Below are 26,401 nucleotides of genomic sequence, written 5' to 3'. Positions count from 1 at the left end.
CTCGGGTCAGGTGACGCTTCTCCTTCTTCCGGCAGGCCCTGCCCCATCAGCCACTGCTCGGCCACGGCACCCATCGACCGGGCACCGGCACCGACCTCGGCGGGCACGGGCCGGTGGTGGGCGTTGGCCCCGGCGGCACCGTCGCCAGCAGGTGGCGAGGCGTTGGCCCCGGCAGGCACCGACCGATGGCGGGCGTAGGCCCGGCGGCCACTGCCGGTAGCGGGCGTAGGCCCGGCGGGCACCCGCCGGTAGCGGGCGTAGGCCCGGCGGCCACTGCCGTAGCGGGCGTAGGCCCGGCGGGCACCCGCTGGTAGTGGGCTTTGGCCCCGGCGGCCACTGCCGGTAGCGGGCGTTGGCTCGGCGGGCACCGGCCGGTGGCTGGCTATGGATCGCCCGGCACCGGCCGACGGCAGGCCGTGGGTTGCCCGCGCGCCGCTCCCGTCAGGCGAACCGGCCCTGGTTGAAGCCTCCGGTCCGCTGCCGGGTCAGGTCCTCGTCGGTGCGCCACGGCCGCTCGGCGTGCCGCCCCGACTGGAAGTGCCCGGTGTCGTCGGCCCTGCGCCGCCCACCCGGCTGACGCTGCGCATGCCGGCCACCGGTGACGTCCCGGCCGGTCGCGTCCCGGTTGCCCGCGCGGCCGCTGTCGACGCGGCCGTTGTCGACCGGTCGGGTCGGCTCGTTCGGGTCAGGATCGTCGGCGGGCTCGTAGCCGCTCCACGCCGCCTGCCCCGCCGCCCAGCCGGTCTGACCGCCCCGGTTCGACGTCGTGCCCCACTGTGCCTGATCCGCCCAGCCGGTCTCGTCGTCCCAGTCCGCCCACGGGTCGACCGGCTCGCCGTGCGGCACCGGCCCGTTGCCAACACCCCGTTCGGCGCCGTCACCCGGTTCAACACGCTCGCCCCGTCCGGCACGCTCACCCCGCTCGGTCCGATCCGCGCGGTCGGTCCGATCCGCGCGCTCGGTCCGATCCGCGCGCTCGGTCCGATCCGCGCGCTCGGTCCGATCCGCGCGGTCGGCACGCTCGGTCCGCTCGTCACGTCCAACACGCTCGGTCCGGTCGGCGCGCTCGGTCCGGTCGGCGCGCTCGGTCCAGTCGGCACGCTCGTCGTCGCCGTAGTGCCCGCCCGAGCCGACCTGACCGTCAGAGCCGGGGTGGCCGCTCCTGCCCGGGTAGCCGGGGGCGTCGGTACGACCCGCCGGGCGGCTGGTCCATGCGGCGCGGTCGCCCCACACGGTCTCGTCGCCCCAGTTGGCCTGCCCGTCGCCGGTGCCGGCCTGGCCGGTCCAAGCGGCCTCATTGCCCCAGCCTGCGCCGGTGTCCTCGCCCCATGCCTGCCGGACGTCGCCGGTCGACCCCTGCTCCACCCGCACCGGGTGCGCGCCCCACGATCCGTCGTTCTGGCGCATCCCCCGGCCGCGGCTGTCCGTGACGTCCTCGGCGTTGCGGCCATGCCCGTCCGGTGCCTCGTCAGCCCAGTTGCCCGGCGCGGACCCGGACCCGGCACCCTGCTCCCGCTCCCAGCTGGCGTCCTGCTCCCAGCCCGCGGGCGCGGCGCGGTCCCAGCTCTGACCGTCGCCCTCCTGATGCCAGGCCTGGCCACCGCCGACCTGACCGACCTGAGCGCTCTGGTCATCCTGGTGGACTTGACCGTCCTGATCCCAGCGCTGGGCGGCCCGACCCTCCTGATCCCAGCTGCCTGCGGGCTGGCCTTCCTGGCCCCAGCTGCCCGCGGGCTGACCCTCCTGGGCCCAGCCACGCACGGGCTGGCCGTCCTGATCCCAGCCTTGAGCCGACCGGCTCTCCTGACTCCAGGCACGCGCGTCCCGGCCGTCGCGGTCCCAGCCGTCGGTGGCCTGATCGTCGTGGTCCCAGTCCTGGCTGATCTCGCCGGAGCGGTCCCAGTGCTCGCCGGTCTGCGTGGACCGGGTCGACTCGTCCCAGCCGGTGCGGGTCGGCCAGGTGCTGCCGCCGGTCGCCTGGTCCCGGCCCTCGTGCTCGCCGGTCCGGCCATGGCGACCGTCTGCGCCGGTCTCGTCGTCGCGGAAGCGTGCCCCGCGGGTCGTGTCCCCGTCTCGCAGATCTGGACGGTGCGGGTCACCCTCATGGAACGCCGAGTGCGCGACGCTCTCCCCTGCCCGGAACGCCGGGTGCACCCCGGTGTCCCCGTCGCGGAACACAGCGTGCTGACCCGAATCCCCGTCGCGGAACGCCCGACCGGAACCGGTGTCACCGTCACGGAACGCCCGACCTGAGCCAGTGTCGCCGTCACGGAACGCCCGACCTGAGCCAGTGTCGCCGTCACGGAACGCCCGGCCGGAGCCGGTGTCACCGTCGCGGAACGCCCGGCCGGAGCCGGTCTCGTCCTCGCGGAACGCCCGGCCGGAGCCGGTCTCGTCCTCGCGGAACGCCGCGTGGGTGCCCGTGTCGCTGTCGCGGACGGCGCGGCCGGAGCCGGTGTCACCGTCGCGGAGGGCGCGGCGGCCCGTCGTGTCGGCGGTGGGCTTGCCGGGTGGGATGTCGCTGGCGGGCGAGATTCCGTATTCGTTGCTTGGCGGTGCTTCCGCCTGGCGGGTGGCGCCACGCGGACCACCGTCACGGGCCGGGACCGAGATCCGGATGACACCGACCTTCTTGCGCTGCGCCGGCGGCTCACTGGCCGCCTGCCGCGTCGCCGTGCGCGTGCCACCAGCACCAGCACCGCCGCCGGCACTCTGCCGCACCCCGACTCCGCCACCGGCAGCACCGGCACCACCCCCGACGCCACCAGCACCGCCGGAGCCAGCGCCGCCGCCGGAGCCGCCCGCCGAGGCAGCCGCAGCCGCAGCCGCAGCGCTGGAACCGCCGGACGAACCGGCGCCCCCGGACGAACCGAGGCCCCCGGGCGAACCGACACCCGCGGACGAACCGAGGCCGCCGGACGAACCGGCACCCGCGGCGGACGAACCGAGGCCGCCGGACGAACCAGCGCCTGTGGGCGAGCCGGGACCCCCGGACGAGCCCGAGGCACCGGCACCGCCGACGCCGGGGAAGCCGGACCTGGCGACGCTGCCCACGCCGGCACGGCCCGAGCCGGCGACTGAGATCCCGGTCCCGGACGAGTCGCGGCCGGCAACACCGGCTCCGGCGGCACGGGCCGCGGCGCCGGCGCCGGTCCCGGTGGAGTTGCCCGAGCCTCGGGCCATCTCCGCCCGGTCCAGCGCGGTCGTGGTCCGCCGGGTGGCGGAGGTCGGATCGTCGTCGTGGGTGGGGGAATCCACCCGGGTGGATGACGCCCGTTCGGATGAACCGCGGGCGGCGGAACGCGCCTGTGCGCGGACCCGCTTCGAACCGCCGATGGCCATGTCGTTGACCTTGACCATGACCGCGACGACCGCTGGGAGGACGGGGACCGCCCACCAGCTGACCAACTCGGCGAGTGCAAGCAGCACGCCGGCTGCGATCATGCACTCGAACAGCATGAAACTGACGAATCCGCCGATGTGCAGGTGGCGAAGCCGCAGCGCACGCACATACAGCGGCGCCTGTGGGGCGAACCCGTTGCTCGTCGTCATCGTCCTATTCCTCCAGCACGCGCCGCGACCACTGCGAACACAGCCCGCTCGAGCGCATAGCCGCGGTCGTCCGAGCCACCCTTGACGGCGGCATTGACCTCTGCCGCCACTCGCATGGCATCAACGAGCGCCTCGGGCGTCCAGCCACGGGCTTGGCGCTGTGCGCGTTCGACCTTCCACGGAGGCATTCCCAAACTTCCGGCAAGTTGATATGCGTTTCCCTTGCCCGCGGCGGCCACTCGGGCGACGGTCCGGACTCCGTCGGCGATGGCGTCGGCGATCGGCACGGGGTCCACGCCGACCTGCATCGCCCACCGCAGGGCCTCCAGCGCGGCGGGCACGTCTCCGACCATGACGGCGTCGGCGACGGTGAACCCGGAGACCTCGGCACGGCCGCGGTAATACTGCGCGACGGTGCTCACGTCGATGCGGCCGCCGGTGTCGGCGACGAGCTGCGAGCACGCGGCGACCAGGTCACGCAGGTCGTTGCCGACGGCGCCGAGCAGGGCCTCGGCGGCGTCCTCGCCGATCTTGCCGCCCTGGCGGCGGATCTCGTTGCGCACGAAGTCGACGCGCTCACGGTGCTTGCCGATCTTCGCGGCGGGCACGACGTCGGCGCCGGCGGCCTTGAGCCCGTCGGCGAGGGCCTTGCCCTTGGCGCCGCCGGCGTGGGTGACGACGAGGATGACGTCGTCCTCGGGGTCCGCGGCGTAGGCGAGCAGCGCCGCGATGATGTCCTTCTTGGTGTCCTGGCCGCTGTCGACGACGAGAACCCGCCGCCCGCCGAACAGCGACGGGCTCAGCAGCTCGGCGAGCTCACCGGCGAGCAGCTCACTGCCGGGGCGGCGGTGGACCTCGGTGTCGGGGTCGTCGGCGCGGGCGGCGGCGATGGTGTCGGTGACGGCGCGGGAGACGAGCAGCTCCTCGTCACCGATCACCAGGCGGAGGCGGGGCAGACCAGAACCAGACACGCGAGCCATCGTGTCACGACCCCCCGACAGAAACTCGGCAGCCGGGAGGTCAGGCCGGGCCATGCGCCACCACGGCGAGACGCCCGGCGGCGTCCCGGACGACGGCGACGTCGCCCTGCTCGTCGGTGCGCACGACCCGCGCGCCGCCGCGGGCGAGGCGAGCGAGGACGACCGGGCTGGGGTGGCCGTAGTCGTTGCCGGCGCCGACGCTGACCAGGGCGATCCTCGGCGCGACCGCGTCCAGGAACGCCGGATCCTGATACGCGGATCCGTGGTGGGCGACCTTCAGCACGTCGGCGTGCAGGGGCGCGGCGAGCAGGGTCAGCTGCTCCTCGGTCTCGGCGTCGCCGGTGAGCAGCAGCCGGACCCCGCCGACGGTGACCGCGACGACCAGCGAGTTGTTGTTGACGTCGGATCTGGTGCCGGTCACCGGCCGCGCCGGCCCGAGGACGGTCAACCCGACCGCGCCGACCGTCAGGGTCGTCCCGGCCGGCGCGTCGAGCGTGGCGAGCCCCCGGTCGAGGACGGCCCTGCGGCCCCCGGCTGGCTCGGCGAACGGTGGCGCGAGCAGCCGGTCGACCCGCCGCCGGCGCAGGACGCCGTCGAGCCCGCCGATGTGGTCGACGTGGAAGTGGCTGATGATCAGCAGCGGCACCCGGCGCACCCCGAGGTCCCGCAGGCAGCGGTCGACGGGGTCGGCCTGCGGCCCTGCGTCGACGACGACGGCGTCGTGCCCGCCGGCGGCCACGACGAGCGCGTCGCCCTGCCCGACGTCGCAGGCGACGACGAGCCAGCCCGGTGGCGGCCAGCCGCCGGCGAGGAGCCGGACCGGGACCGCCCCGAGCACGGCGGCGACGGCGACGACCAGGGCGAGGCGCCGCACCACCGGCCGGCGGAACGCGATGAGCAGCAACGCGAGCAGCCCACCGAGCAGGAGCCCGCCGAAGGTCCCGCCCGGCCATGGGAGCACGCCGTCGGGGACGGCGGCGCCGTGGTGGGCGATCGTGACGAGCCAGCGGGCCGGCCAGGCGGCCACCCAGGCGGTGAACTCCGCGACCCCGGGCAGCACCGGCGACGACACCGCGGCGAGGATGCCCAGGACGGTCGCGGGCGCGACGGCGGGCGCGGCCAGCAGATTGGCCGGCACGGTGGTCAGGCTGACGCCGCCGGAGATGGCCGCGATCACCGGCGCGCAGGCGGCCTGCGCCGCGGCGGGCACGCACACCGCCTCGGCCGCGAACTGCGGCCAGCCCTTGGCCCGCAGCGCCTCAGCCCAGCGCGGCGCCAGCAGGACCAGGCCGCCGGTGGCGAGGACGGACAGCGCGAACCCGGCGTCGACGGCCAGCTCGGGGTCGGTGACGACGAGCACGAGCACGCCGGTGGCGAGGGACGGCAGCACGGCCCTGGGGCGGCCGAGCGCGAGCGCGACGAGGGCCAGACCACCCATCGCGGCGGCCCGTAGGACGCTCGGCGACGGCCGGACCAGCACGACGAACCCGACCAGCGCCAGCACGCAGATCAGCGCGGCGAGCTTCGGCCCGGCGCGGCACCAGCGGGCGAGCATCAGCACCAGCCCGACCACGATTGCCAGGTTCGCGCCGGAAACGGCGGTCAGGTGAGTGAGGCCGGTGGCGCGGAAGTCGTCGGCGAGTTGCTGGTCGAGCCGGCTGGTGTCGCCGACGACGAGCCCCGGCAGCAGCCCTCCCGGCTCGGCGGGCAGCGGTCGGCAGGCGCGTTGGAGGCCGGCCCGCAGCGCGCCGGCGGCTCGCTGCACGAGCGGCGGGGGCGCCACCCGTGCGGGGGCGTCCGGGACGGAGACGATCGCGGCGCGCAGGTCGCCGCCGTCGGGCAGGGCAAGCCGGCCGGTCGCCTCGACCCGCTGCCCCGGCAGGAGCCCCAGCCAGCCGCGGTCGCTCGCGAGGACCAGCACCCGCGCGCCCAGCTCGACCCTGGCGCCGTCGGGGGTGCGCAGCCAGGTCAGCCGGGCCGGCACGATGACGGTGGGTGCCCGCCCGGTGGTCGAGCGGCCCAGCCGCGGGTCGTCGGAGACGCGCAACCCGACCTGCACCGTGCGGTGCGCCGCGGCCAGGCCGGCGAGTGGCTCGGCGTCGCGCTCGCCGACCCGCGCGGCCGTCGCGACTGCGCCGGAGGCGACGCCGAGCAACGCCGCGACGACCACCCAGCGGGTCGGGTGCAGCGCCGGCACGGGGAGGCGCCGCGCCACTCTGGGCCAGACCGCGGCGAGGGCGAGCGCGCCGAGGCCGACCGCCCAGCCGGCCCGGGCGGGGCAGAACAGGCACGCCACGGCGGTCAGCCAGCAGCCGATCGCCGCACCCGCCAGGCGCAGGTCGGTGCTCACACCGTCACCCGGTCCTTGAGCTGCTGAAACTTGGCGTCGCCGATGCCTTCGACCTGGCGCAGGTCGGTGACGGCGCGGAAGCCTCCGTGGCGGTCGCGATATTCGACGATGCGCTGCGCAAGGACCTCGCCGATGCCCGGCAGCGTCTGGAGCTCGGCGACGGTGGCGGTGTTGAGGTTGACGGGCCCACCGCCACTGCCACTGCCGCCGGCACCGCCCGGCGCGGCACCCGGCGGTGCCGGGACGCCGACCGCGATCATCTCGCCGTCGACCACCTTGCGGGCCAGGTTGAGGCCGGACAGGTCGGCGCCGGGCAGCGCGCCGCCGGCGGCCGCGATGGCGTCGGCGACCCTGGCACCGGCCGGGAGCTCGACCAGGCCGGGCCGCTGGACCTTGTCGTTGACCGAGACGATCAGCCGGGCGGCGGCGCTGGTCGGTGCCGTGGCCGGGGCGGTGGAGGCGGCGGCCGTGGGCGGCGCCGGGGTGACCTGCGGCCGGGATCGCCACGCGAGGAACGCCGCGACGCAGACGACCAGCGCGGCGACGACCGCCAGCGCCCGCACACCCCGCCGCCCAGGGTCGACCGCCGCCAGCCAAGGCCACCCACCGGACCCGGAACCACCGGACCCGGCCGGCACAGCGGCAGGATCCGCCAGCGCGGGAAAGGAGTCGTCCCAGGGATACGCATCAGGAGACGGATCCGGGGGAAGGCCGACCACCCTGGCCAGCCGTCCCGCCGGCTCGGTCCCGTTGCCTGCAGCACTGCGCCTCATGCCCGGTCACGCTAGGACCGACCGCCGACGACCCATCCCCACGCGACCGGCCACCTGTGGACAACAGCGCCCTTGTGGAAAACCCAAGCGGCCCTGTGGAAAACCCAGCGACCCTGTGGAAAACCCAAGCGGCCCTGTGGAAAGCCAGCGGCATTGTGGAGAACCGGCGGCGCCTACAGCGCGTGCACCACCACGGCCACCATCCCCGGCCCCACATGGGCGCCGACGACCGCGCCGACCTCGGTCAGGTACGCACCCCGCAGCCGCTCCCCGAGCCGCTCCTTCACCGTGGTGAGCAGCGCGTCGGCGCGGTCCGGCGCGGCCAGGTGGTGCACCGCGACGTCCACCACCGAGGACCCCGCCGCCTCATCGGCCATGTCGACGAGCCGGGCGAGGGCGCGGCTCGCCGTGCGGACCTTCTCGCGCACGACCACACCCTGGTCGGTGGTGTGCAGGATCGGCTTCACCGACAGGGCGGTGCCGAGCAGCGCCGCGGCCGCGCCGATCCGCCCGCCGCGGCGCAGGAATTCGAGGGTGTCGACGTAGAACAGCGTCGAGGTCCGGCCGACGGCGTCCAGCGCAGCCTGCCGCACCTCGGGCAGCGCGGCACCGGAGGCGGCGGCCGCCGCGGCGGCGAGGGCGGGAAAGCCCAGGCCCATGCCGGTGGACTGGGTGTCGACGACGGACACGGCACCGTCGAACTCCGCAGCGGCAAGGGTGGCGGCGTCATACGTGCCGGACAGCTTCGCCGAGAGGTGCACCGACAGGACGGCGGGCGCGCCCGCGTCGAGCAGCCGCCGGTACACCTCAACGAACGCCTCCGGAGACGGCCTGGAGGTGGTGACGGCGACGCGGCGGGCGTTGAGCGCCTCGGCGACCGTGGCGGAGTCGACGTCGACGGTCTCGAGGCCGGGCACGCCGTTGACGACGACGGCGAGCGGCACGACGGTGAGCGGCCGGACCGGGTCATTGGCCAGGTCGGCCGGCAGGCAGGCGGTCGAGTCGGTGACAACGGCGACGGCGGGGTGTGAGCCGGTCATGACGGCACCGTAGCCGATCAGCCGCCGCGGACCGATACCACCTGGAACGGGGTCCCCTGCTGGCAGGTGCTCATGAGGTCGGGCTGCGGCGTGCCGACGACGGTCACGCGCTTGCCGACCTGCAACGCGGTCCGGTCGCCGCCGATCAGCAGATACAGCGGGCCGGTCGTCTTGAGCAGCAGGCAGCCGGTCTCGACCCCTTCGACGACCTCACCGGAGATGGTCATGCCGGTCGGCGCCGCGGCGGGCGCCGACGGTCTCGGCGCGAGGGACGGCGCCAGCGAAGGCACCGCCGAAAAGGAAGGCGGCGCCGCCGGCGTCTCGTCGGAGGCCGCGGCACAGCCGCCGAGCGCCGACGCGACGACGGCCACGAGCAGGACGGAGCGAAGTGCCATGACCCTTTCGACGCTACCGCCACCCGCCCGGTTCCACCCGGTCATGGCAGGTTGTGCCCCGCCAGCTGCCAGCCGCGGGTCTCGTCGTGGCGCAGGTCGGTGGAGTGGCAGTTGAGCAGCGCGCCCAGGGTCGAGGCGAGCGCGTGCGGCCAGCCGAGCAGCGCGGCCGTGGCGTGCCGGGCCGCGGCGCCGTGGGTCGCGACGACGACCGTCGCGCCGCGCGGCGCCGCGGACACGATCTCGTGCAGGGCGTCGGTCATGCGCTTGCTCAGCGCGTCGATGTCCTCGACGTCGGCGTCGTCGACGGGCTCGCCGCGCCGCCAGCGCTCGAACGCCTCGGGCCAGGTGCCGCCGATCTCGGCGTGGGTCAGGCCCTCCCATTCGCCGAAGCTGCGCTCGCGCAACCGCGGGTCATAGGTGACCGGGACGTCGACGAGGGCCGCGAGGGCCGCCATGGTGGCGCTGGCACGACGCAGGTCGCTGGAGACGAGCACGGCGGGCTCGAGGGCCGCGAGCCGCGGTGCGGCCGCGGCCGCCTGCGCCAGCCCGGTCTCGGACAGCGGGGTGTCGATCTGCCCCTGCACCCGGCCGCCGGCATTCCACGCGGTCTGGCCGTGCCGCCAGAGAATCAGTCGCGTCACGCGGGGGCGGGCAGGTCGCGGTCGACGAACTCGATGACCGGGCAGTCCTTCCAGAGCCGGTCGAGCGAGTAGAACTCGCGCTCCTCGGTGTGGAATACGTGGACCACGATGTCGATGTAGTCCAGCAGGACCCAGCGTCCACCCCGCTCGCCTTCGCGGCGCACCGGCTTGGCCTTGTCGGGCAGCTGCGACAGCTGCTCCTCGATGGCGTCGACGATCGAGAGGACCTGTCGCTCGTTGGGCGCCGAGGCGACCAGGAACGCGTCGGTGATGACCAGCTGGTCGGCGACGTCCAGGATGACGATGTCTTCAGCCTTCTTGTCGGCGGCCGCCTGCGCAGCGGTGAGCGCCAGCTCGATGGCACGCTCAGTCGCGGGCACCGGGCTCCCTTCGTCGGTCTGCCCCGGCCTGCTGCGCCGGGCTACTTCTAAGCCTCTCACGCCCGTACGACACTCTGCCTCTCAGATGTTGTCGACTTTTCGGTACAAACCCCGCTTGGCGATGTATTGCACCACTCCGTCGGGGACGAGGTACCAGACCGGTTTGCCGTCCTCGACCCGCCGCCGGCAGTCGGTCGAGGAGATCGCCATGGCCGGCACCTGCACCAGCGAAACGGAGTCTTCGGGCAGGTGGGAGGCATCGAGCTCGAACCCGGGCCGGGTGACGCCGACGAAGTGCGCGAGGTCGAAGAGGTCCTGCGCGTCCTTCCAGGACAGGATCTTGTTGAGCGCGTCGGCGCCGGTGATGAAGAAGAGCTCCGCCTCCGCACCGTACATGTCGCGAAGGTCACGCAGCGTATCGACCGTGTAGGTCGGGCCGTCGCGGTCGACGTCGACGCGGCTGACCGTGAAGCGCGGGTTGGACGCGGTCGCGATGACCGTCATCAGGTAGCGGTCCTCCGGTGAGCTGACCGCCGACCCGGTCTTCTGCCAGGGGTCCCCGGTGGGCACGAACACCACCTGGTCGAGCGCGAACCGGTCGGCCACCTCGCTCGCGGCGACCAGGTGACCGTGGTGGATCGGGTCGAACGTCCCACCCATGATGCCCACACGCATCTAGGCATCGTAATGATCAGGCCGACGTCGCCCGGACGAGTGCCTCCGTTGCCGGGCCATGAGGCCCTACGTGTAGCGTCAGGGTTCATGACGTTGTCGCACCCCAAGGGTGCCTTTGACAGCTCCCGCGCCGTCTGGCGCTCGGCACCTGGCGAGAGCCACGGCAGCAGGGTCGAGGTGGCGTTCGTCGACGACCTGATCGGGCTGCGCAACGGCGCTGATCCGCACAGCCCGGTGCTCGTCTTCACCCAGGACGAGTGGGACGCCTTCGTCGCCGGCGCCAAGGACGGCGAGTTCGACGTCTGAACCGGGGCGTGACCGGCCGCGAAACCGCGGACGGCCACGCCCGACCGGCATCAGCGTCACGGATACAGCAGCGACCGGATCGGCGGCATCCGCTCGAGCCGGGGTGCCAGCGCGCGCAGCCGCAGCGCGAGCGTGACCGCCTCCAGCGTCACCGCTGCGTCACCACCGGGCGGCGCGGCTGCCCGGTGGCGTTCGAGCCACGCCGACACGTCCGGCCAGTGGTAGACCGGCCGCCGCGGGTGGTCCCGGACCGGTGCGGGGAACCCGCCGCCCGTCCAGGCGCGCACGACCTCGACCGGCCGGCCGATCCGTGCCGCGATCACTTCGAGGGTGATGAGGGGGTCGTCGTCGACCGCCCGGTCGATGCCGACGCCCGCCGCGTCCAGGTCGCGGACCCCGGACACGACCGCGTCGACCAGCGTGGGCGCGACCCGGTCGAACGCCACCCAGGTCAGGCCGTCCGCGGGCACCACCTCCACGCTCAGGTCGTCGGCCCGGTCGAACAGCAGGTCGGCCCGCTCGTCGTCCAGCGGACCGGCGACGGTCAGGCGAAACTGCCGCAGCATCGTCACCGCCCCCGCTCGCACGTCACGTGCCGCTGCACGAATGCGTCGATCCGCCGCGCGACCAGCTGCGCCGCCGGTCCGGGCGGCACCTCGCCCGGCACCCCCAGCCAGCCCCGGCAGCCCGGGCAGCTCAGCCGTAGCCAGTGCCGGTCCCCCTCCACGTCGACGCCTGCTCCCACCATCTCGTCCATGTCGTGCCCTCCCCCGATCGGACCTGCGCTCGCGGTCCAGCCAACACCTGAATCCGCCGTTTGGGAGGGGCCAGAGAGGGGGCCACTGACCGACTGACATTTTCGGACATTACGACCCCCGTAGAACCCTGCTAAGGTGAATCTCGTGCTGCACCGACTGATGAGCTGGCGCGCCCGCTAGGGGCGGCCGCTTTCCTGCACGCACGCAGAGACATCCCCATCAGGCCGCCCGTTCCGGGCGGCCTTTTTTGCGTGCCCGGGCGGGCAAAAACTCGGAGGAGTTCCGAAATGTCCCGTCGCATCTCCGGCTTCAAGCCCACCGGCCCGCTGCAGCTCGGCAACTACGTCGGCGCCATCAGACCCGTCGTCCGCGGCCAGCACGAGCAGCCCACCGTCGTGTTCATCGCCGACCTGCACGCCCTGACCGTGCCGCACGACCCGGCCCTCGTCCAGGCACGGTCCCGCGAGGTGGCCGGGCTCCTGCTGGCCGCCGGGGTCGACCCCGGACAGGCCGTGCTCTACCGGCAGTCCGACGTCGCCGCCCATCTGGAGCTGCACTACCTGCTCGAATGCGTGGCGAGCTACGGCGAGGCGCACCGCATGATCCAGTTCAAGGAGAAGGGCGGCGGTGGCGGCTCCCGGCTGTCCCTGCTGACCTACCCGGTCCTGATGGCCGCCGACATCCTGCTGCACGACATCGAGGAGGTACCGGTCGGCCACGACCAGCGCCAGCACGTCGAGCTGACCCGCGACCTCGCCGAACGGTTCAATGAGCGCTACGGCCCGACGTTCACCGTGCCGCGCGCCGTCCACCCGGCCGTCGCCGCGCGGATCGCGGACCTCGCCGAGCCGGCCCGGAAGATGGGCAAGACCAACACCTCGACCGCGGGCGTGCTGTTCCTGCTCGACCCGCCCGACGTGCTGCGGCGCAAGGTGATGCGGGCGGTGACCGACGCCGGCACGGAGGTGGTGTACGACCCGCAGCGGCAGCCCGGGGTGGCGAACCTGCTCGACATCCTGGGTGCGCTGAGCGACCGGGACCCGCGGGCCGTCGCCGGCGAGTTCCACGGCACCGGATACGGCGAACTGAAGAAGGCGGTCGCGGACGCCGTGATCGCCACGCTCGAGCCGATCCGGCGCCGCTACCAGGCGCTGACCGACGACGACATCGAGACGGTCCTGGCCGAGGGGGCCGAGCGGGCCGCCCGGCACGCGGACCAGACCGTGCGCCGGGCCAGGATCGCGCTCGGCCTCACAGGTGGACGGCGCGCTCCCGCAGGTAGCCCAGCGACGCCGGTGACGGCCGGTCGACCGCGCTGAAGCGGGCCGGCCGGAAGTCGATCTCCTCGATCAGCAGGTCCGCCTCGACCATCAGGGCCCACGGCACGTAGAAGACCCGCTCACCCGGCAGCGACACCCCGACGAAGTCGACGGCGGGCAGCAGCGTCGGCGAGCCGACCGCCCAGACGGCGGTGGTGAACGTGGAGCCGTCGGGCCGTGCGGTCAGGGTGCAGTCGGCGAGCCGCGGGTCGGCGAGGGTCCGCCGCTGGTGCTCGGCCACGTCGGTGGCGAGCCGGCGGCGGGCCTTGGCCGCCGCGTGGAACGCGGGGTGACCCGGCGCCGGGTCGAACGGCACCACGTGCCCGTCGTCGTCGGTGGTGTACGCCATCGGCGACAGTGGCCTGGGCGTGCGCGCGTACTCGTCGGCGGCGAGCTCGAACAGCTGCTCCACCAGGCGTGGCTCGTCGGCGCAGACGAGCAGCATCAGGGTGCTGGGCAGGAACGCGACGGCCCGGCCGCCGACCTGCTCGTCGAGCTCGGCCAGCCAGCCCTCCAGGAGCACCCAGGAGACCAGGTGCTCGCCGGAGTAGTCGGGCACGTGCAGCACCGACGGCCCGAAGAGCGCGGCGCTGGCCGGCAGCTCGGCGCGGGCGAGGGTGTGGTCGTGCGCGGCCGTGAAGATCTCCTCGACGCTGACGCCCCAGCGGGCCGGGCTGTCCAGGTCGACCGGGATGTCCTCGACCAGCACGACCTCGTCGAGGTGCGGCAACGCGGGGCGGCGCAGGGTGCGGGTGCCGCGGGCGGCGTGCCGCAGCGCGAGGCGCAGCTTGGGCAGCGCCTCGTCGAACGTCTCCGGCTGGGCCGGCGGCGCCAGGCTGTTGGCGACGAAGTCACGCACGAACTGTTTACGGTCGCCGGTCCGGCGCTGATACTGGCTGAACGCCTTTGCCAGGAAGAGCCAGCTATACGCGTCCTGGCCGCATTCACAGACGATCGCGAACTGGGTCGCGCGGAACTCGGCGTCCCTGACACCGAGCCTGTGCAACTCCGCCAGCACCTGGTCTGCGAAGCGCTCCCGAGGAGAGCGCGCCGGTCGGGTCAGCCGCTCGAGGATGCCCACCGACCGAACATTAGCCTCACGCGAGCTCGGACGCGATGGCCTCGGTGGCAATAACCAGTTTTTCGTAGCACAGGCTGAGCGGACTGTGTACGTACGGCCCATAGGGTGGTATCGGTCGGTAACCGGCTGATTCGTACAAACGGATCGCTTCCGGCTGTCGGGAACCCGTCTCGAGCCTGATCAGCGGATAGTGCGAGCCGACCGCGAGGTCCTCCAGTGCGGCGAGGACCCGCCTGGCGATGCCGGTCCCGCGGTGCGCGGGCCGCACATACATGCGCTTGAGCTCCACGGTCTGATCGTCGATCGGCTGGATCGCGCCGCAGCCGGCGCCGACCCCGTCCACGGTGGCGATCACGAACCGGGCCGCCGGGTTGATCGGGAAGCGGCGCGCGTCGGGTCCGCCGTAACGGTTGGCCATCTCGTCGGCGGCGGCGGCGAGCAGCTCCGCGACCGCCGGATCCCCGGCCGCGCTGCGGGTCACCCGCACCTCGCGGTCGGCGTCGTCGAAGCGCTTCTCGAAGCAGCGGCTGCCCTCATACCGCACATACGGCCCGAACCGCGGGATCGGCCGGTAGCCCGCGGCGAGGAACAGGGCGATGGCGTCGGATGAGGTCACGTCGGTCTCCAGCCGCAGCACGCGGTGGCCCCGCGAGGCGGCGAAGTCCTCCAGCGCGGCGAGCATCCGCCGGGCCAGACCCCGGCCGCGATAGGCCGGGCGCACGTAGAGCCGGGTGATCTCGGCGACGTCCATGTCGGCGGCCAGCAGCGCACCGCAGGCGACGGCGTCACCGCCCATGACCGCGACGAGATACCTCGCCGCCGGGTCGACCGCGTAGACGTGGCCCTCACGGCCGCCGTCGCGCGCTCGCAGCTCGACCTGCTGATCGACCACAAGCGCGATCACTTCCGAGTCGTCCGATGGACGTTGCTCGATCAACATGGGACGACGGTACGCAACCTGGATTTCCCAGATGTTTCACCTGACCAGCGAATTTCGTTGCGCGCCGGGTTAAAAGTCGTCGAGGTCGTCCTCGCCCGCGGATGAAAGTTCCAGCGACTCGAAGGGCTGGCGGCGGGCACCGCGCATGGCCTTGCGCTCCACAGCCCGCGGACGCTTGTTGGGCTCCTCGATGCGGTGGTCGGTGCCGCGGTTGCCCGGCACGTAGTCGTCCGCGGTATACGTGTTGGGCTGCCAATCGAATTCACGGGCGCCAATTCGAACCGGCGATCCGGAGACCGCGCCGGCCTTCTTGAGCGCGTCCTCGACACCGAGCCGGGCGAGCCGGTCGGCAAGATAGCCGACGGCCTCGTCGTTGTCGAAGTTGGTCTGCCGCACCCACCGCTCGGGCGCGCCGCCGCTGACCACGAAGACACCCTCGTCGTCCTGCTTGATCGTGAAGCCGCTGTCGTCGACGGCGACCGGGCGGATGACGATGCGGGTGCGCTCCAGCGGCGGCGCCAGCTTGCGCTGCTGCAGGACCAGCTCGGACATCGCGAAGATGAGCTCGCGCAGCCCTTCGTGGGTGACCGCGCTCACCGCATAGACGGCGTAGCCGCGCTCCTCGAGCTCGGCGCGCATGATGTCGGCGAGGTCGCGACCGTCGGGGACGTCGATCTTGTTGAGCGCGACGATGCGCGGCCGGTCCTCGAGCCCGCCGTAGGCGGCCAGCTCGGCCTCGATCGCGTCGATGTCGGACACCGGGTCGCGCTCGGTCTCCAGCGCGGCGGTGTCGACCACGTGCACCAGCACCGAGGTGCGCTCGATGTGCCGCAGGAACTGCATGCCGAGGCCCTTGCCGGTGGCCGCGCCCGGGATGAGGCCCGGCACGTCGGCGACGGTGAAGGTGTTGTCGCCCGCCTGCACGACGCCGAGGTTGGGCACCAGGGTGGTGAACGGGTAGTCGGCGATCTTCGGCCGGGCCGCGGACATCACCGCGATCAGCGAGGACTTGCCGGCCGACGGGAAGCCGACCAGGCCGATGTCGGCGACGCTCTTGAGCTCCAGGACGACGTCGAGCTCTTCGCCGGGCTCACCGAGCTCCGCGAAGCCGGGCGCCTTGCGGCGGGTGTTCGCGAGGGCCGCGTTGCCGCGGCCGCCCCGGCCGCCGCGGGCCAGTTCGAACTCCGTGCCCTCGCCGATGAGGTCGGCGATGACCTCACCGTCCATGCTGTGCACCACGGTGCCGTCCGGGACCCGCAGGACCAGCGTGTGACCGTTGGCGCCGTCGCGGTCGTTGCCCGCGCCGCCGCCGCCGTTGCCACCCTTCTGGTGCGGGTGGAAGTGGAAGTCCAGCAGCGTGTGGACGCCCGGGTCGACGACGAGCTTGACGCTGCCGCCGTGGCCGCCGTCGCCGCCGTCGGGCCCGCCGAACGGCTTGAACTTCTCGCGGTGGATGGACACGCAACCGTGGCCACCGTCGCCGGCCCTCACATGCAGCACGGCCCGGTCAACGAACGTGGTCACGACGCTTTCCCCTCACTCACCTACACACGAACGGCGGGCAGGGAGCAGATATGCCCCCGGCCCGCCGTCCGGAAAAGAAACTTCAGCCTGCGGCTGGGGTGATGCTGACCGTCTTGCGGCCACGCTTGGTGCCGAAGGTCACGTGACCCGCGGCGAGCGCGAACAGCGTGTCGTCGCCACCGCGACCCACCAGGTCACCCGGGTGGAACTTGGTGCCGCGCTGCCGGATGATGATCTCGCCGGAGTTGACCAGCTGACCGCCGAAACGCTTCACGCCGAGCCGCTGGGCAGCGGAGTCGCGCCCGTTCCGCGAGCTGGACGCACCTTTTTTATGTGCCATCGCGCTGCCCCTACTTCCCGGTGGAGATTCCGGTGACCTTCACCTGAGTCAGCGGCTGGCGGTGACCCTGGCGCTTGTGGTAGCCGGTCTTGTTCTTGAACTTGTGGATCCGGATCTTCGGACCCTTGGTGTGCGCGACGACCTCAGCGGTCACCGCGGCACTGGCAAGCTTCGCCGCGTCGGTGATGAGATCTTCGCCGTCGACAAGCAACAGCGCGACCAGCGACAGTGAATCGCCAGGCTGGCCCGCGAGCTTCTCGACCTCGATCACATCGCCCTCGGCGACCTTGTACTGCTTGCCGCCGGTCTTGACGATCGCGTACATCGGACGCGGACTCCTGTCGTAGCTACTGGCGGTTGGTCATCTGCGTGAAAACTCCGTGAAGAGCACGCAAAGACCCGACGCACGAAGGTGCGCCTTTAAGAGGGTACGCCATCGGTGGCGCACCCCCCAAATCAGGGGCGGGTCCGCCTGCGCAGACCACCCCGGCGGGTCCTGCGGCGGGCACCGTTGCCGGCCGACTCGTCCTCGTCCTCGTCGACATTGTCGGGGTCGTCCTCGGAGGCGATCGGCGTGAACTCCGACTCCTCCTCCACGTCCTCCACCGTGTGCGGCACGTCGACCGTGTCGGCGTCGAGGTCCGCGGAGGCGACCTCCTCCTCCGCGACCGCCGCGCCACCACGGCGACCGCGCCGGCGGCTGCTGCGGGCCGGCGGGGCGTCGGACTCGTCCACGCCGCTGGTGACGGTGGCCGAGGCCACCTTCGGCGCCGCGCTGTGCCCGGTGCCGTTGCTGCTGCCGTTGCTGCTGGCGTTGCCGCCGCGCTTCTCCGGGATCGGCTCGGTGTGGATGATCAGGCCGCGGCCCTTGCACACCTCGCAGGTCTCGCTGAAGGCCTCGAGGAGGCCCTGCCCGACCCGCTTGCGGGTCATCTGGACCAGGCCCAGCGAGGTGATCTCGGTGACCTGGTGCTTGGTCCGGTCCCGGCCCAGGCATTCGGTCAGCCGGCGCAGCACCAGGTCGCGGTTGGACTCCAGAACCATGTCGATGAAGTCGATGACGATGATGCCGCCGAGGTCACGCAGGCGCAGCTGGTGGACGATCTCCTCGGCCGCCTCGAGGTTGTTGCGGGTGACCGTCTCCTCGAGGTTGCCGCCGGCGCCGGTGTACTTGCCGGTGTTGACGTCGATGACGGTCATCGCCTCGGTGCGGTCGATGACGAGGCTGCCGCCGGAGGGCAGGAAGACCCGCCGGTCGAGGGCCTTGATCAGCTGCTCGTCGATGCGCAGGTCGGCGAAGACGTCGTTGATGCCGGTGTAGCGGCGCACCCGGTCGACCAGGTCCGGCGACACGTGCGAGAGGTAGGGCTCCACCGACTCGTAGGCGTCGTTGCCCTGGATGACCAGCTCGTGGAAGTCCTCGTTGAACAGGTCCCGGACGACCCGCACGACCAGCTCGGGCTCCTCGTAGAGCAGGGCCGGCGCGCTGCTGCTGCTGGACTTCTCCTGGATCGCCTCCCACTGCGCCTGCAGCCGCTTCACGTCGCGGGCCAGGTCGTCCTCGCTGGCGCCCTCGGCGGCGGTGCGCACGATGACCCCGGCGCCGTCGGGCACCAGGTTCTTCAGCACGTCGCGGAGGCGCTTGCGTTCGATGTCGGACAGCTTGCGGCTGATGCCGGAGGCGTTGCCGTGCGGCACGTAGACCAGGTGCCGGCCGGACAGCGCGATGTGGCTGGTGAGACGGGCGCCCTTGGTGCCGATCGGGTCCTTGGTGACCTGCACCAGCACCGAGTCGCCCGACTTGAGGGCCTGCTCGATGGAGCGGGTGCGGCCCTCCAGGCCGGTCGCGTCCCAGTTGACCTCGCCGGCGTAGAGCACCGCGTTGCGGCCCCGGCCGATGTCGACGAACGCCGCCTCCATGCTGGGCAGCACGTTCTGCACCCGGCCGAGGTAGACGTTGCCCACCATCGAGCTGGACGAGGCCCGGGTGACGTAGTGCTCGACGAGCACCTTGTCCTCCAGGACCGCGATCTGGGTGCGGTCGTTCTTCTGGCGGATCACCATCGTGCGGTCGACCGCCTCGCGGCGGGCCAGGAACTCCGACTCCGACAGGATCGGCGGGCGGGTGCGGCGCTGCTCGCGGCCGTCCCGGCGGCGCTGGCGCTTGGCCTCCAGCCGGGTCGAGCCGGAGATGCCCTGCACCTCGTCGCGGTCGCGCTCACGGGCGGCCGGGCGCGGCTCACGGATCTTCACGACCACGTGCGGGTCGTCGGCGGGCTCGGTGTCCGCGGCGCCCTTGCGCCGGCGGCGGCGCCGGCGGCGGGTCAGGCCCTCGCCGTCCTCGTCGCCGTCCTCGGCCGCCTCGGCGTCCTCGTCGGCGGCGGCCTCCTCAGCCTCGGCGTCGGGCTCGCCCTCGCCGTCGACGTCGTCGATGTCCTCGCCGAGCGTGCCACGGCCACGGCCGCGGCCACGGCGGCCGCGCCGCCGCCGGCGGCGGGTGCCGGGCTCGAACTCGTCGTCGTCCTCGTCGTCCTCGGCCTCGGCGTCGACCTCGTCGGTCTCCACCAGCTCCTCGACGGCGACGGGTGCCTCCTCGACGGTGCGGCGGCCCCGGCGGCGGCGGGTGCGGCCGACCGGCTCCTCGGCGAGGTCGTCGCCGTGCTCGTCGGCACGGTCGTCGTAGTCGGAGACGTGGACGGCGGGCACCGGCGCGGCGAACGGGTCGATGCCGGACGCGGCACCGGACGCGGCGGCCGGGCGGACCGGCTCGGCCTCCTCGCTCGGCGGCATGAACAGCACCTGGATCGGCGCGGGCCGGCGGCCCCGGCGGGCCGGGGGCTCCTCGACCGGCGCGACGACCTCCTCGACGACCTCCTCGACGGGCACGGCCTCCTCGTCGAGGACGGCGTCGGGGTCGGGCTCGGCGGCCGCGACCGGCAGCGGCTCGGGCTCCTCCACCGGCGCGGCCTTGACGGCCCGGCGGCGGGTGCGGGTGGCCTTGACCGGCGCGACCGCGGGCTCCTCGGTGTCCAGCGGCAACGCCTGCTGCCCGGACTCGCCCAATTCGCCCGTTTCGTCGCTAGCTGTCGCTTTTACCGCCCTGCGGCGGGTCCGGCGGACGGGCGCCGGCTCGGCGTCCGGATCGGGTGCGTCCGTGGCAGGAGCCGCGGCCTCCGCCGGCGGCGCGTCGTCCGTGGCCCCGGCTTGCGGGTCTACGGGCGAGGCGGTCGCCTTGGTGGCCCGGCGCCGCGTGCGGCGGACGGGAGTGGTCTCTTCGGTGGTTGCGGCGTCTGCCACCGGCTCATCGCCGGTTGCCTCGCCGCTTGCCGACTCGTTGTCGAACATGCGGACGTTCTCCAGTTCTGGCGCTCCCGGGCGCGTACAAACGCAGCCACACGGGGGCACCTATATGTTGTGCCGGCGGAGGTATCCGCTCGCACGGACGATCCGCCGAAAGTCTGCCAACCTCGCCGACTACACCAGTGACGAAGCCCCGACGACGACCGCCGGCCGATCCGCAGCGAGCGGATCGACGAACTCTCCCTGCGCGGTCAGCACTCCCTGAGCCAGTCGGGTCGCACGAGGCGGGACCGGAGGCTCCAGGTCGGCTACTACACGCAGACCGGACAGCACATCATCGGGTCGCACGGTCGGGGTTCCCTGCCGCACGACAAGGTCGAGTATCGCACACGGTGCGTCGGTGACCTCGGAAGGTACGTCACCGGGGGTCGAAGGGACGGGAATCAGGGCAAGCCGGACGACGGCGGCGCGGGTGTCGAAGACCCGCTTGCCCTGTTTGGTGAGCCGCTCCACCAGGACCTCGGAGGCGTCCAGGAAGGCCCGGACGGCCGCCTCGGCCTCGGCCGGCGGGATGCCGGGCAGCTCGATGTGCCAGGCCGACGCGTCGATGCGATCGGCGAGGCTGCCGCCGCCGTTGAGCGGCGACTGGACGGCCTCGATCACGTCGAGGCCGGGTGACAGCGCCGCGTCGAGGGCGGCGCGCAGATCCGAGGGCTCCACCACGGCCCGCAGGCCGATCTCCAGGTACTCGGCCTCGCTCGCCACCCCGGTCGGCGCCGCCGAGGCGTAGGAGACCTTCGGGTGCGGGGTGAAGCCCTGCGAGTAGGCGATCGGCACATTGGCGCGCAGCAGCGCCCGCTCGAACGCGCGAGCGAAGTCACGGTGCGAGGTGAAGCGCATCGGGCCCCGCTTCGCGTACCGCAGCCGGATGCGCTGCACGACGGGGTCCTGCCCACCCTCGGGCTGTCGTTTAGCCATTGCCCGGCACCCGCAGTCCTGTGCCGACCGGGGTCAGCGGGAGCAGCTTCTTGCCCGTGGGGCCGATCTGGATCTCGGTGTCCTGGCTCGGGCACACGCCGCAGTCGAAGCACGGCGTCCACCGGCAGTCGTCCTGCTCGAACCCGGTGACCGAGTCCTGCCAGTCCTGCCAGAGCCAGTCCTTGTCCAGGCCGGAGTCCAGGTGGTCCCACGGCAGGACCTCGTTCTGGTCGCGCTCGCGGGTGGTGAACCAGTCCAGGTCCACGCCGAAGTCCGGCAGCACCGCCGTGGCGGCGTCGACCCAGCGCTGGAAGGAGAAGTGCTCGGACCAGCCGTCGAAGCGGCCGCCGGACTCCCAGACCCGCCGGATGACCGCACCGACCCGCCGGTCACCCCGGCTGAGCAGGCCCTCGATCAGCGAAGGCTGGCCGTCGTGATACCGGTAGCCGATCGCCTTGCCGAGGTTGCGGTCGCTGTTGATCGCGTTCTTCAGTGCCCGGAGGCGGTGGTCGATGACCTCCGGGGTCTCCATCTTCGCCCACTGGAACGGCGTGTGCGGCTTCGGGACGAACCCGCCGATCGACACCGTGCAGCGGATGTCGCGCGAGCCGGTGGCCTCGCGGCCGGCCCGGATGACCTCGTGCGCCAGCTTGGCGATCTGCAGCACGTCGTCGTCGGTCTCGGTCGGCAGGCCGCACATGAAGTACAGCTTCACCGCGCGCCAGCCGTTGGTGTACGCCGTGACGACGGTGCGGATCAGGTCCTCCTCGGTGACCATCTTGTTGATCACCTTGCGGATCCGCTCCGAGCCACCCTCCGGCGCGAAGGTCAGCCCGGTGCGCCGGCCGTTGCGGGACAGCTCCTGGGCGAGCGTCACGTTGAACGCGTCGACCCGGGTCGAGGGCAGCGACAGGGAGACGTTGGTCCCCTCGTACTGCTGGGCGAGGCCGGAACACATGTCGCCGATCTCGGAGTGGTCCGCCGAGGACAGCGAGAGCAGGCCGACCTCGTGGAAACCGGAGAACTCCAGGCCCTCCTTGACCATCTGCCCGACGGTCGTGATCGAACGCTCCCGCACCGGGCGGGTGATCATCCCAGCCTGACAGAAGCGGCAGCCTCTCGTGCAGCCGCGGAAGATCTCCACGGCGTAGCGCTCGTGCACCGTCTCGGCGAGGGGCACCAGCGGCCGCTTCGGGTACGGCCACGCGTCCAGATCCATCGTGGTGCGCTTGTGCACCCGGAACGGCACGTCCGCACGGTTCGGCACGACCCGCTGGATGCGCCCGTCGGGCAGGTAGTCGACGTCGTAGAAGCGCGGCACGTAGACCGACTCGGTCTTCGCCAGGCGCAGCAGCAGCTCGTCGCGGCCGCCGGGCGAGCCTTCGGCCTTCCACTCCCGCACGATGGCGGTGATCTCCAGGACCGCCTCCTCGCCGTCGCCGAGAACGGCGGCGTCGATGAAGTCGGCGATCGGCTCCGGGTTGAACGCGGCGTGACCGCCGGCGACGACGATCGGGTGCCGGTCGTCCCGGTCGCGGGAGTCCAGCGGGATGCCGGCCAGGTCGAGCATCGTGAGCATGTTGGTGTAGCCGAGCTCGGTGGCGAAGGAGATGCCGAACAGGTCGAACGCGGTGACCGGGCGGTGCGCCTCCACGGTGAACTGCGGCACGCCCTCGGCGCGCATCAGCGCCTCCAGGTCGGGCCAGACCGCGTAGGTGCGCTCGGCGAGCACGTCGGGCTGCTCGTTGAGCACCTCGTAGAGGATCTGGACGCCCTGGTTGGGCAGGCCGACCTCATAGGCGTCGGGATAGGACAGGGCCCACCGCACGGCGACGGAATCCCAGTCCTTGATGACCGCACCGAGCTCACCGCCCACGTATTGGATCGGCTTGCTGATCCGGGGCAGCAGACGCTCGAGTTGCGGGAAGACGCTTGTGACGCTCACGAGCTACCAGGGTACGCGCCTGCCGCGTCACGACTCCCGGTGGCGCCGCCGCGGCTCGCGTCCCACGGGCTGCCGCGGCGCCGGTGTGGCCGGTCGCGGCGGCGGGATGCGTTTCGTCACAGGCTTGTCCGGGCCGATGGAGAACTGCTCGCCGTGGTGGCGCAGCGTCATCTTTCCCGAGTCGACGGTGTAGGTCGCCTCCCGGTGGTCGACGACGACCCGCAGGATGCTGCCGTGGCAGGTGATCGCGAACGACAGCCGGTCGAGGCGGTCCGGCAGCCGCGGCATGAACGACAGCTCCCCGCTGTGGTCACGCATGCCGCCGAAGCCGGCGACCAGCGCCAGCCAGGTCCCGGCGAGGGAGGCCATGTGCAGCCCGTCACCGGCGTTGTGCTGGAGGTTGTACAGGTCGACGAAGGCCGCCTCGCCGAGGTAGTCGTACGCCAGCTCGGTGTGCCCGACCTCGGCCGCCATGACCGCCTGCGTGCACGCCGACAGCGAGGAGTCACGGACCGTGCGCTCGTCGTAGTAGGCGAAGTTGCGGGCCTTCTCCTCCGCGGTGAACGCGTCACCCCGCCAGTGCATGGCGAGGACCAGGTCGGCCTGCTTGACGACCTGCTTGCGGTACAGGTCGAAGTACGGGTAGTGCAGCAGCAGCGGATAGCGTTCCTCGGGGGTGTGGGCGAAATCCCAGTCCTGGTGCCGGGTGAAACCGGCGGACTGCTCGTGGACCCGCAGCTCCGTGTTGTAGGGCAGGTGGAGCCGGGCGGCCGCGTCCCGCCACGACGCGATCTCCTCGTCGTCGACGCCGAACTCGTGCGCCGCGTCCGGGTGACGTTCCGACGCGCTGGCCGCGGCGAGCATGTTCTGCTGGGCCATGAGGTTGGTGTAGATGTTGTCGTCGGCGATCGCGCTGTACTCGTCGGGGCCGGTGACGCCGTCGATGTGGAAGACGCCGTGCCGGTCGTGGTGGCCGAGGGAGCGCCACAGCCGGGCCGTCTCGATCAGCAGCTCCAGGCCGAACTCGAGCTCGAAGGCCGTGTCGCCGGTGGCCCGCACGTACCGTTCGACGGCGGATGCGATGTCGGCGTTGACGTGGAACCCGGCGGTGCCGGCCGGCCAGTAGGCGGAGCACTCCTGGCCGCGGATCGTCCGCCACGGGAACGCCGCCCCGGCCAGGTTCAGCTGTGTCGCGCGGTCCCGGGCCAGTTGCAGCGTGTCGTGCCGCCACCGCAGCCCGTCGCGGGCCGCCTGCGGATGCGTGTAGGTCAGCACCGGCAGCACGAAGCTCTCGGTGTCCCAGAACACGTGCCCGTCGTAGCCCCGGCCGGTCAGGCCCTTCGCCGCGATCGGCCGGGCCTCGGCCCGCGCGCCCGCCTGCATCAGGTGGAACAGCGCGAAACGCACCGCCTGCTGGATCTCCGCGTCGCCGTCGACCTCGACGTCCGCCTGCGCCCAGAACCCGTCGAGGAAGCGCCGCTGCGCCGCCAGGAGCCCGTCCCAGCCGCCGAGCCGGGCGCCGGCGATCGCGCCGTGCACCTGGTCGCGGATCGCCTGGCGGGAGCGCTGGCTCGACCAGCCGTAGGCGAGGTACTTGACGATCCGCAGCCGCTGGCCCGGCTGCAGCTCACAGGCGAACGTGGTCCGCGCCCAGTCCTCCGTCGCCTCGCTGTGCGAGCGCACCGGGACGGGCGCGTCGACCTCGTGGTCCATCTCCGCGCCGAGCCGCAGCCAGCTGGCCTTCGTGCGGTGCAGCAGCTGAGCGTTGAGCCCGTGGGCCGAGTGTTCCTCCGGGACGAGGGCGTGACCGAGCGCCGCGGCGACCCGCGGGTCCTTGCTCGGCTGCGGGACGTCCTCGTTGGCGACCAGCTCCGACTGCACGATGACCCGCGCCGGGCCGTCGACGGGCTCGACCTCGTACACGAACGCCGCGATCGAGCGCTGCTCCAGCGAGACGAGGCGGGTGGTGCGCAGCTTGATCCGCTGCTCGGCCGGCGAGATCCACTCCACGTCCCGCTGCAGCGTGCCGGCCCGCAGGTCCAGGACCCGCTCGTGGCTGACCAGGTTGCCGTAGCGCACGTCGAACGGCTCGTCGTCGACCAGCAGGCGGAACACCTTGCCGTTGGTGACGTTCAGGATCGACTGGCCCTCCTCGGGGAAGCCGTAGCCGGCCTCCGCGTAGGGCAGCGGGCGCTCCTCGTAGAACGAGTTGAGGTAGGTGCCCGGCAGCTCGAACGGCTCGCCCTCGTCGAGGTTGCCGCGCAGCCCCATGTGCCCGTTGGACAGGGCGAACAGCGACTCCGTCTGCCCCAGGTCGTCGAGGTCGAGCCTGGTCTCGCGGATCACCCACGGCTCGACCGGGAACTTCGCCATCAGCCCTCCAACAGAGCGTCGAGATCGGTCACGACCACGTCGGCGCCGGCGGCACGCAGATCCTCGGCGTGCCCGTTGCCGATCCGGTCGACCCCGACGACGAAGCCGAACCCGCCGGCCTTCCCCGCCGCGACCCCCGAGATCGCGTCCTCGAACACCGCCGCCTGCTCCGGTGTGACGCCGAGCTCCTGCGCCGCCGCCAGGAACGTGTCCGGGGCGGGCTTGCCGCGCAGCCCGCGCTCCTTGATGGTGCTGCCGTCGACCCTGACCTCAAGGTACTTGTCGAGCCCGGTCGACGTGACCACCTGCAGGGTGTTGGCGCTGGAGCTGACCACGGCCCGGCGCAGGCCCACCCGGGTCGCCTCCTCCAGGTAGCGCACCGAGCCCGGATACGGCTCGAGGCCCTCCTCGATGAGGGTGAGCAGCAGCTCGTTCTTGCGGTTGCCCAGGCCGTTGACGGTCGGCGCGTCCGGCGGGTCGTCGGGCGTGCCCTCGGGCAGCGTGATGCCGCGGGAGGCGAGGAAGTCGCGGACCCCGGCCTCGCGGGGCTTGCCGTCCACGTAGTCGTTGTAGTCCTCGACCGGGTCGAACGGGCGCTGCCCGTCGCGGCCCCTGAGGAAGTCGTCGAACGTCCTGGTCCATGCTTTGTTGTGGATGACCGCGGTCGGGGTGAGCACCCCGTCGAGGTCGAACAGGCAGGCGGTCACGTGTTCCGGTAGGCCCAGCACACCCGCAACGGTATCCGCGCCAG

At 72.7% G+C, this 26,401-nt stretch carries 23 protein-coding genes; 2 read left to right on the top strand and 21 right to left on the bottom strand.

The features are described 5' to 3' along the window. Positions 1-441 precede the first annotated feature (441 nt). The 9 genes from AB0K00_RS39735 to nadD all read right to left on the bottom strand — a co-directional run bounded on the left by AB0K00_RS39735 (position 442) and on the right by nadD (position 10,786). Positions 442-3,552, bottom strand: coding sequence for a hypothetical protein (locus AB0K00_RS39735; RefSeq protein ID WP_363532000.1), 3,111 nt, complete (start codon positions 3,550-3,552; stop codon positions 442-444). Continuing rightward, positions 3,549-4,532, bottom strand: coding sequence for a DNA polymerase III subunit delta (gene holA, locus AB0K00_RS39730; RefSeq protein WP_363531997.1), 984 nt, complete (start codon positions 4,530-4,532; stop codon positions 3,549-3,551). Before holA ends, AB0K00_RS39735 begins: the two co-directional genes overlap by 4 nt. A 40-nt stretch (positions 4,533-4,572) precedes the next feature. Then, on the bottom strand, positions 4,573-6,882 hold the full coding sequence (locus AB0K00_RS39725; RefSeq protein WP_363531995.1) for a ComEC/Rec2 family competence protein: 2,310 nt from the start codon (positions 6,880-6,882) through the stop codon (positions 4,573-4,575). Beyond that, positions 6,879-7,655, bottom strand: coding sequence for a ComEA family DNA-binding protein (locus AB0K00_RS39720; protein WP_363531992.1), 777 nt, complete (start codon positions 7,653-7,655; stop codon positions 6,879-6,881). The genes AB0K00_RS39725 and AB0K00_RS39720 overlap by 4 nt, the downstream gene beginning before the upstream one ends. Positions 7,656-7,828: 173 nt before the next feature. Next, entirely contained in the window at positions 7,829-8,695 is an 867-nt protein-coding gene (locus AB0K00_RS39715) for a DegV family protein (RefSeq protein WP_363531989.1), read from the bottom strand. A 17-nt stretch (positions 8,696-8,712) separates the two neighbouring features. Beyond that, positions 8,713-9,090 carry a hypothetical protein gene (locus AB0K00_RS39710; RefSeq protein WP_363531986.1) on the bottom strand — a complete coding sequence of 126 codons (378 nt, stop codon included), beginning with the start codon at positions 9,088-9,090 and terminating at the stop codon, positions 8,713-8,715. Positions 9,091-9,131: 41 nt separating this feature from the next. Next, entirely contained in the window at positions 9,132-9,731 is a 600-nt protein-coding gene (locus tag AB0K00_RS39705; RefSeq protein ID WP_363531983.1) for a histidine phosphatase family protein, read from the bottom strand. Then, the gene (gene rsfS / locus AB0K00_RS39700; protein WP_363531981.1) at positions 9,728-10,111 is read right to left on the bottom strand and encodes a ribosome silencing factor; all 384 of its coding nucleotides are present in this window, start codon (positions 10,109-10,111) and stop codon (positions 9,728-9,730) included. Before rsfS ends, AB0K00_RS39705 begins: the two co-directional genes overlap by 4 nt. An 81-nt stretch (positions 10,112-10,192) precedes the next feature. After that, positions 10,193-10,786, bottom strand: coding sequence for a nicotinate-nucleotide adenylyltransferase (nadD, locus tag AB0K00_RS39695; protein WP_363531978.1), 594 nt, complete (start codon positions 10,784-10,786; stop codon positions 10,193-10,195). Positions 10,787-10,873: 87 nt separating this feature from the next. On the opposite strand from nadD, the gene AB0K00_RS39690 reads away from it, so the two are divergent. Beyond that, the gene (locus tag AB0K00_RS39690) at positions 10,874-11,092 is read left to right on the top strand and encodes a DUF397 domain-containing protein (protein ID WP_033365485.1); all 219 of its coding nucleotides are present in this window, start codon (positions 10,874-10,876) and stop codon (positions 11,090-11,092) included. 56 nt (positions 11,093-11,148) lie between these two features. Here the strand turns inward: AB0K00_RS39690 and AB0K00_RS39685 are convergent, their stop codons facing one another. Together AB0K00_RS39685 and AB0K00_RS39680 are read right to left on the bottom strand one after the other, a co-directional pair. After that, positions 11,149-11,658, bottom strand: coding sequence for a hypothetical protein (locus tag AB0K00_RS39685; protein WP_363531976.1), 510 nt, complete (start codon positions 11,656-11,658; stop codon positions 11,149-11,151). 2 nt (positions 11,659-11,660) lie between these two features. Beyond that, complete coding sequence (locus AB0K00_RS39680) at positions 11,661-11,849, bottom strand: hypothetical protein (RefSeq protein WP_363531973.1); 189 nt, start codon at positions 11,847-11,849, stop codon at positions 11,661-11,663. A 288-nt stretch (positions 11,850-12,137) separates the two neighbouring features. Here AB0K00_RS39680 and trpS point away from each other — a divergent pair, with 288 nt between their 5' ends. Next, entirely contained in the window at positions 12,138-13,169 is a 1,032-nt protein-coding gene (trpS, locus tag AB0K00_RS39675; protein WP_363531971.1) for a tryptophan--tRNA ligase, read from the top strand. On the opposite strand, the gene AB0K00_RS39670 is transcribed toward trpS, so the two are convergent. The 10 genes from AB0K00_RS39670 to AB0K00_RS39625 all read right to left on the bottom strand — a co-directional run bounded on the left by AB0K00_RS39670 (position 13,102) and on the right by AB0K00_RS39625 (position 26,378). Then, complete coding sequence (locus AB0K00_RS39670) at positions 13,102-14,250, bottom strand: hypothetical protein (protein ID WP_363531968.1); 1,149 nt, start codon at positions 14,248-14,250, stop codon at positions 13,102-13,104. The genes trpS and AB0K00_RS39670 overlap by 68 nt on opposite strands. A gap of 16 nt (positions 14,251-14,266) precedes the next feature. Then, complete coding sequence (locus AB0K00_RS39665) at positions 14,267-15,190, bottom strand: GNAT family N-acetyltransferase (protein ID WP_363531965.1); 924 nt, start codon at positions 15,188-15,190, stop codon at positions 14,267-14,269. Between the two features lie 69 nt (positions 15,191-15,259). Further along, on the bottom strand, positions 15,260-16,714 hold the full coding sequence (obgE, locus tag AB0K00_RS39660) for a GTPase ObgE (RefSeq protein ID WP_363531962.1): 1,455 nt from the start codon (positions 16,712-16,714) through the stop codon (positions 15,260-15,262). Positions 16,715-16,796: 82 nt separating this feature from the next. Continuing rightward, entirely contained in the window at positions 16,797-17,054 is a 258-nt protein-coding gene (gene rpmA, locus AB0K00_RS39655) for a 50S ribosomal protein L27 (protein WP_363531959.1), read from the bottom strand. Positions 17,055-17,064: 10 nt separating this feature from the next. Next, on the bottom strand, positions 17,065-17,379 hold the full coding sequence (gene rplU, locus AB0K00_RS39650; protein WP_203853353.1) for a 50S ribosomal protein L21: 315 nt from the start codon (positions 17,377-17,379) through the stop codon (positions 17,065-17,067). Positions 17,380-17,510: 131 nt separating this feature from the next. Then, positions 17,511-20,399, bottom strand: coding sequence for an Rne/Rng family ribonuclease (locus AB0K00_RS39645; RefSeq protein ID WP_363531956.1), 2,889 nt, complete (start codon positions 20,397-20,399; stop codon positions 17,511-17,513). A gap of 129 nt (positions 20,400-20,528) precedes the next feature. Continuing rightward, the gene (locus AB0K00_RS39640; protein ID WP_363531953.1) at positions 20,529-21,332 is read right to left on the bottom strand and encodes a TIGR03936 family radical SAM-associated protein; all 804 of its coding nucleotides are present in this window, start codon (positions 21,330-21,332) and stop codon (positions 20,529-20,531) included. Then, a complete protein-coding gene (locus AB0K00_RS39635; protein ID WP_363531950.1) occupies positions 21,325-23,277 on the bottom strand; it encodes a TIGR03960 family B12-binding radical SAM protein in 1,953 nt (650 codons plus the stop codon). Before AB0K00_RS39635 ends, AB0K00_RS39640 begins: the two co-directional genes overlap by 8 nt. A gap of 27 nt (positions 23,278-23,304) precedes the next feature. Beyond that, positions 23,305-25,650, bottom strand: a complete 2,346-nt coding sequence (locus AB0K00_RS39630; RefSeq protein WP_363531947.1) for a glycosyl hydrolase family 65 protein — start codon at positions 25,648-25,650, stop codon at positions 23,305-23,307. Then, on the bottom strand, positions 25,650-26,378 hold the full coding sequence (locus AB0K00_RS39625; RefSeq protein ID WP_363531945.1) for a beta-phosphoglucomutase family hydrolase: 729 nt from the start codon (positions 26,376-26,378) through the stop codon (positions 25,650-25,652). Before AB0K00_RS39625 ends, AB0K00_RS39630 begins: the two co-directional genes overlap by 1 nt. Positions 26,379-26,401: the final 23 nt, after the last annotated feature.

This window comes from Dactylosporangium sp. NPDC049525 (assembly GCF_040676755.1).
GTDB lineage: Bacteria > Actinomycetota > Actinomycetes > Mycobacteriales > Micromonosporaceae > Dactylosporangium.
This window is presented reverse-complemented; position numbering and strand designations above follow the sequence as displayed.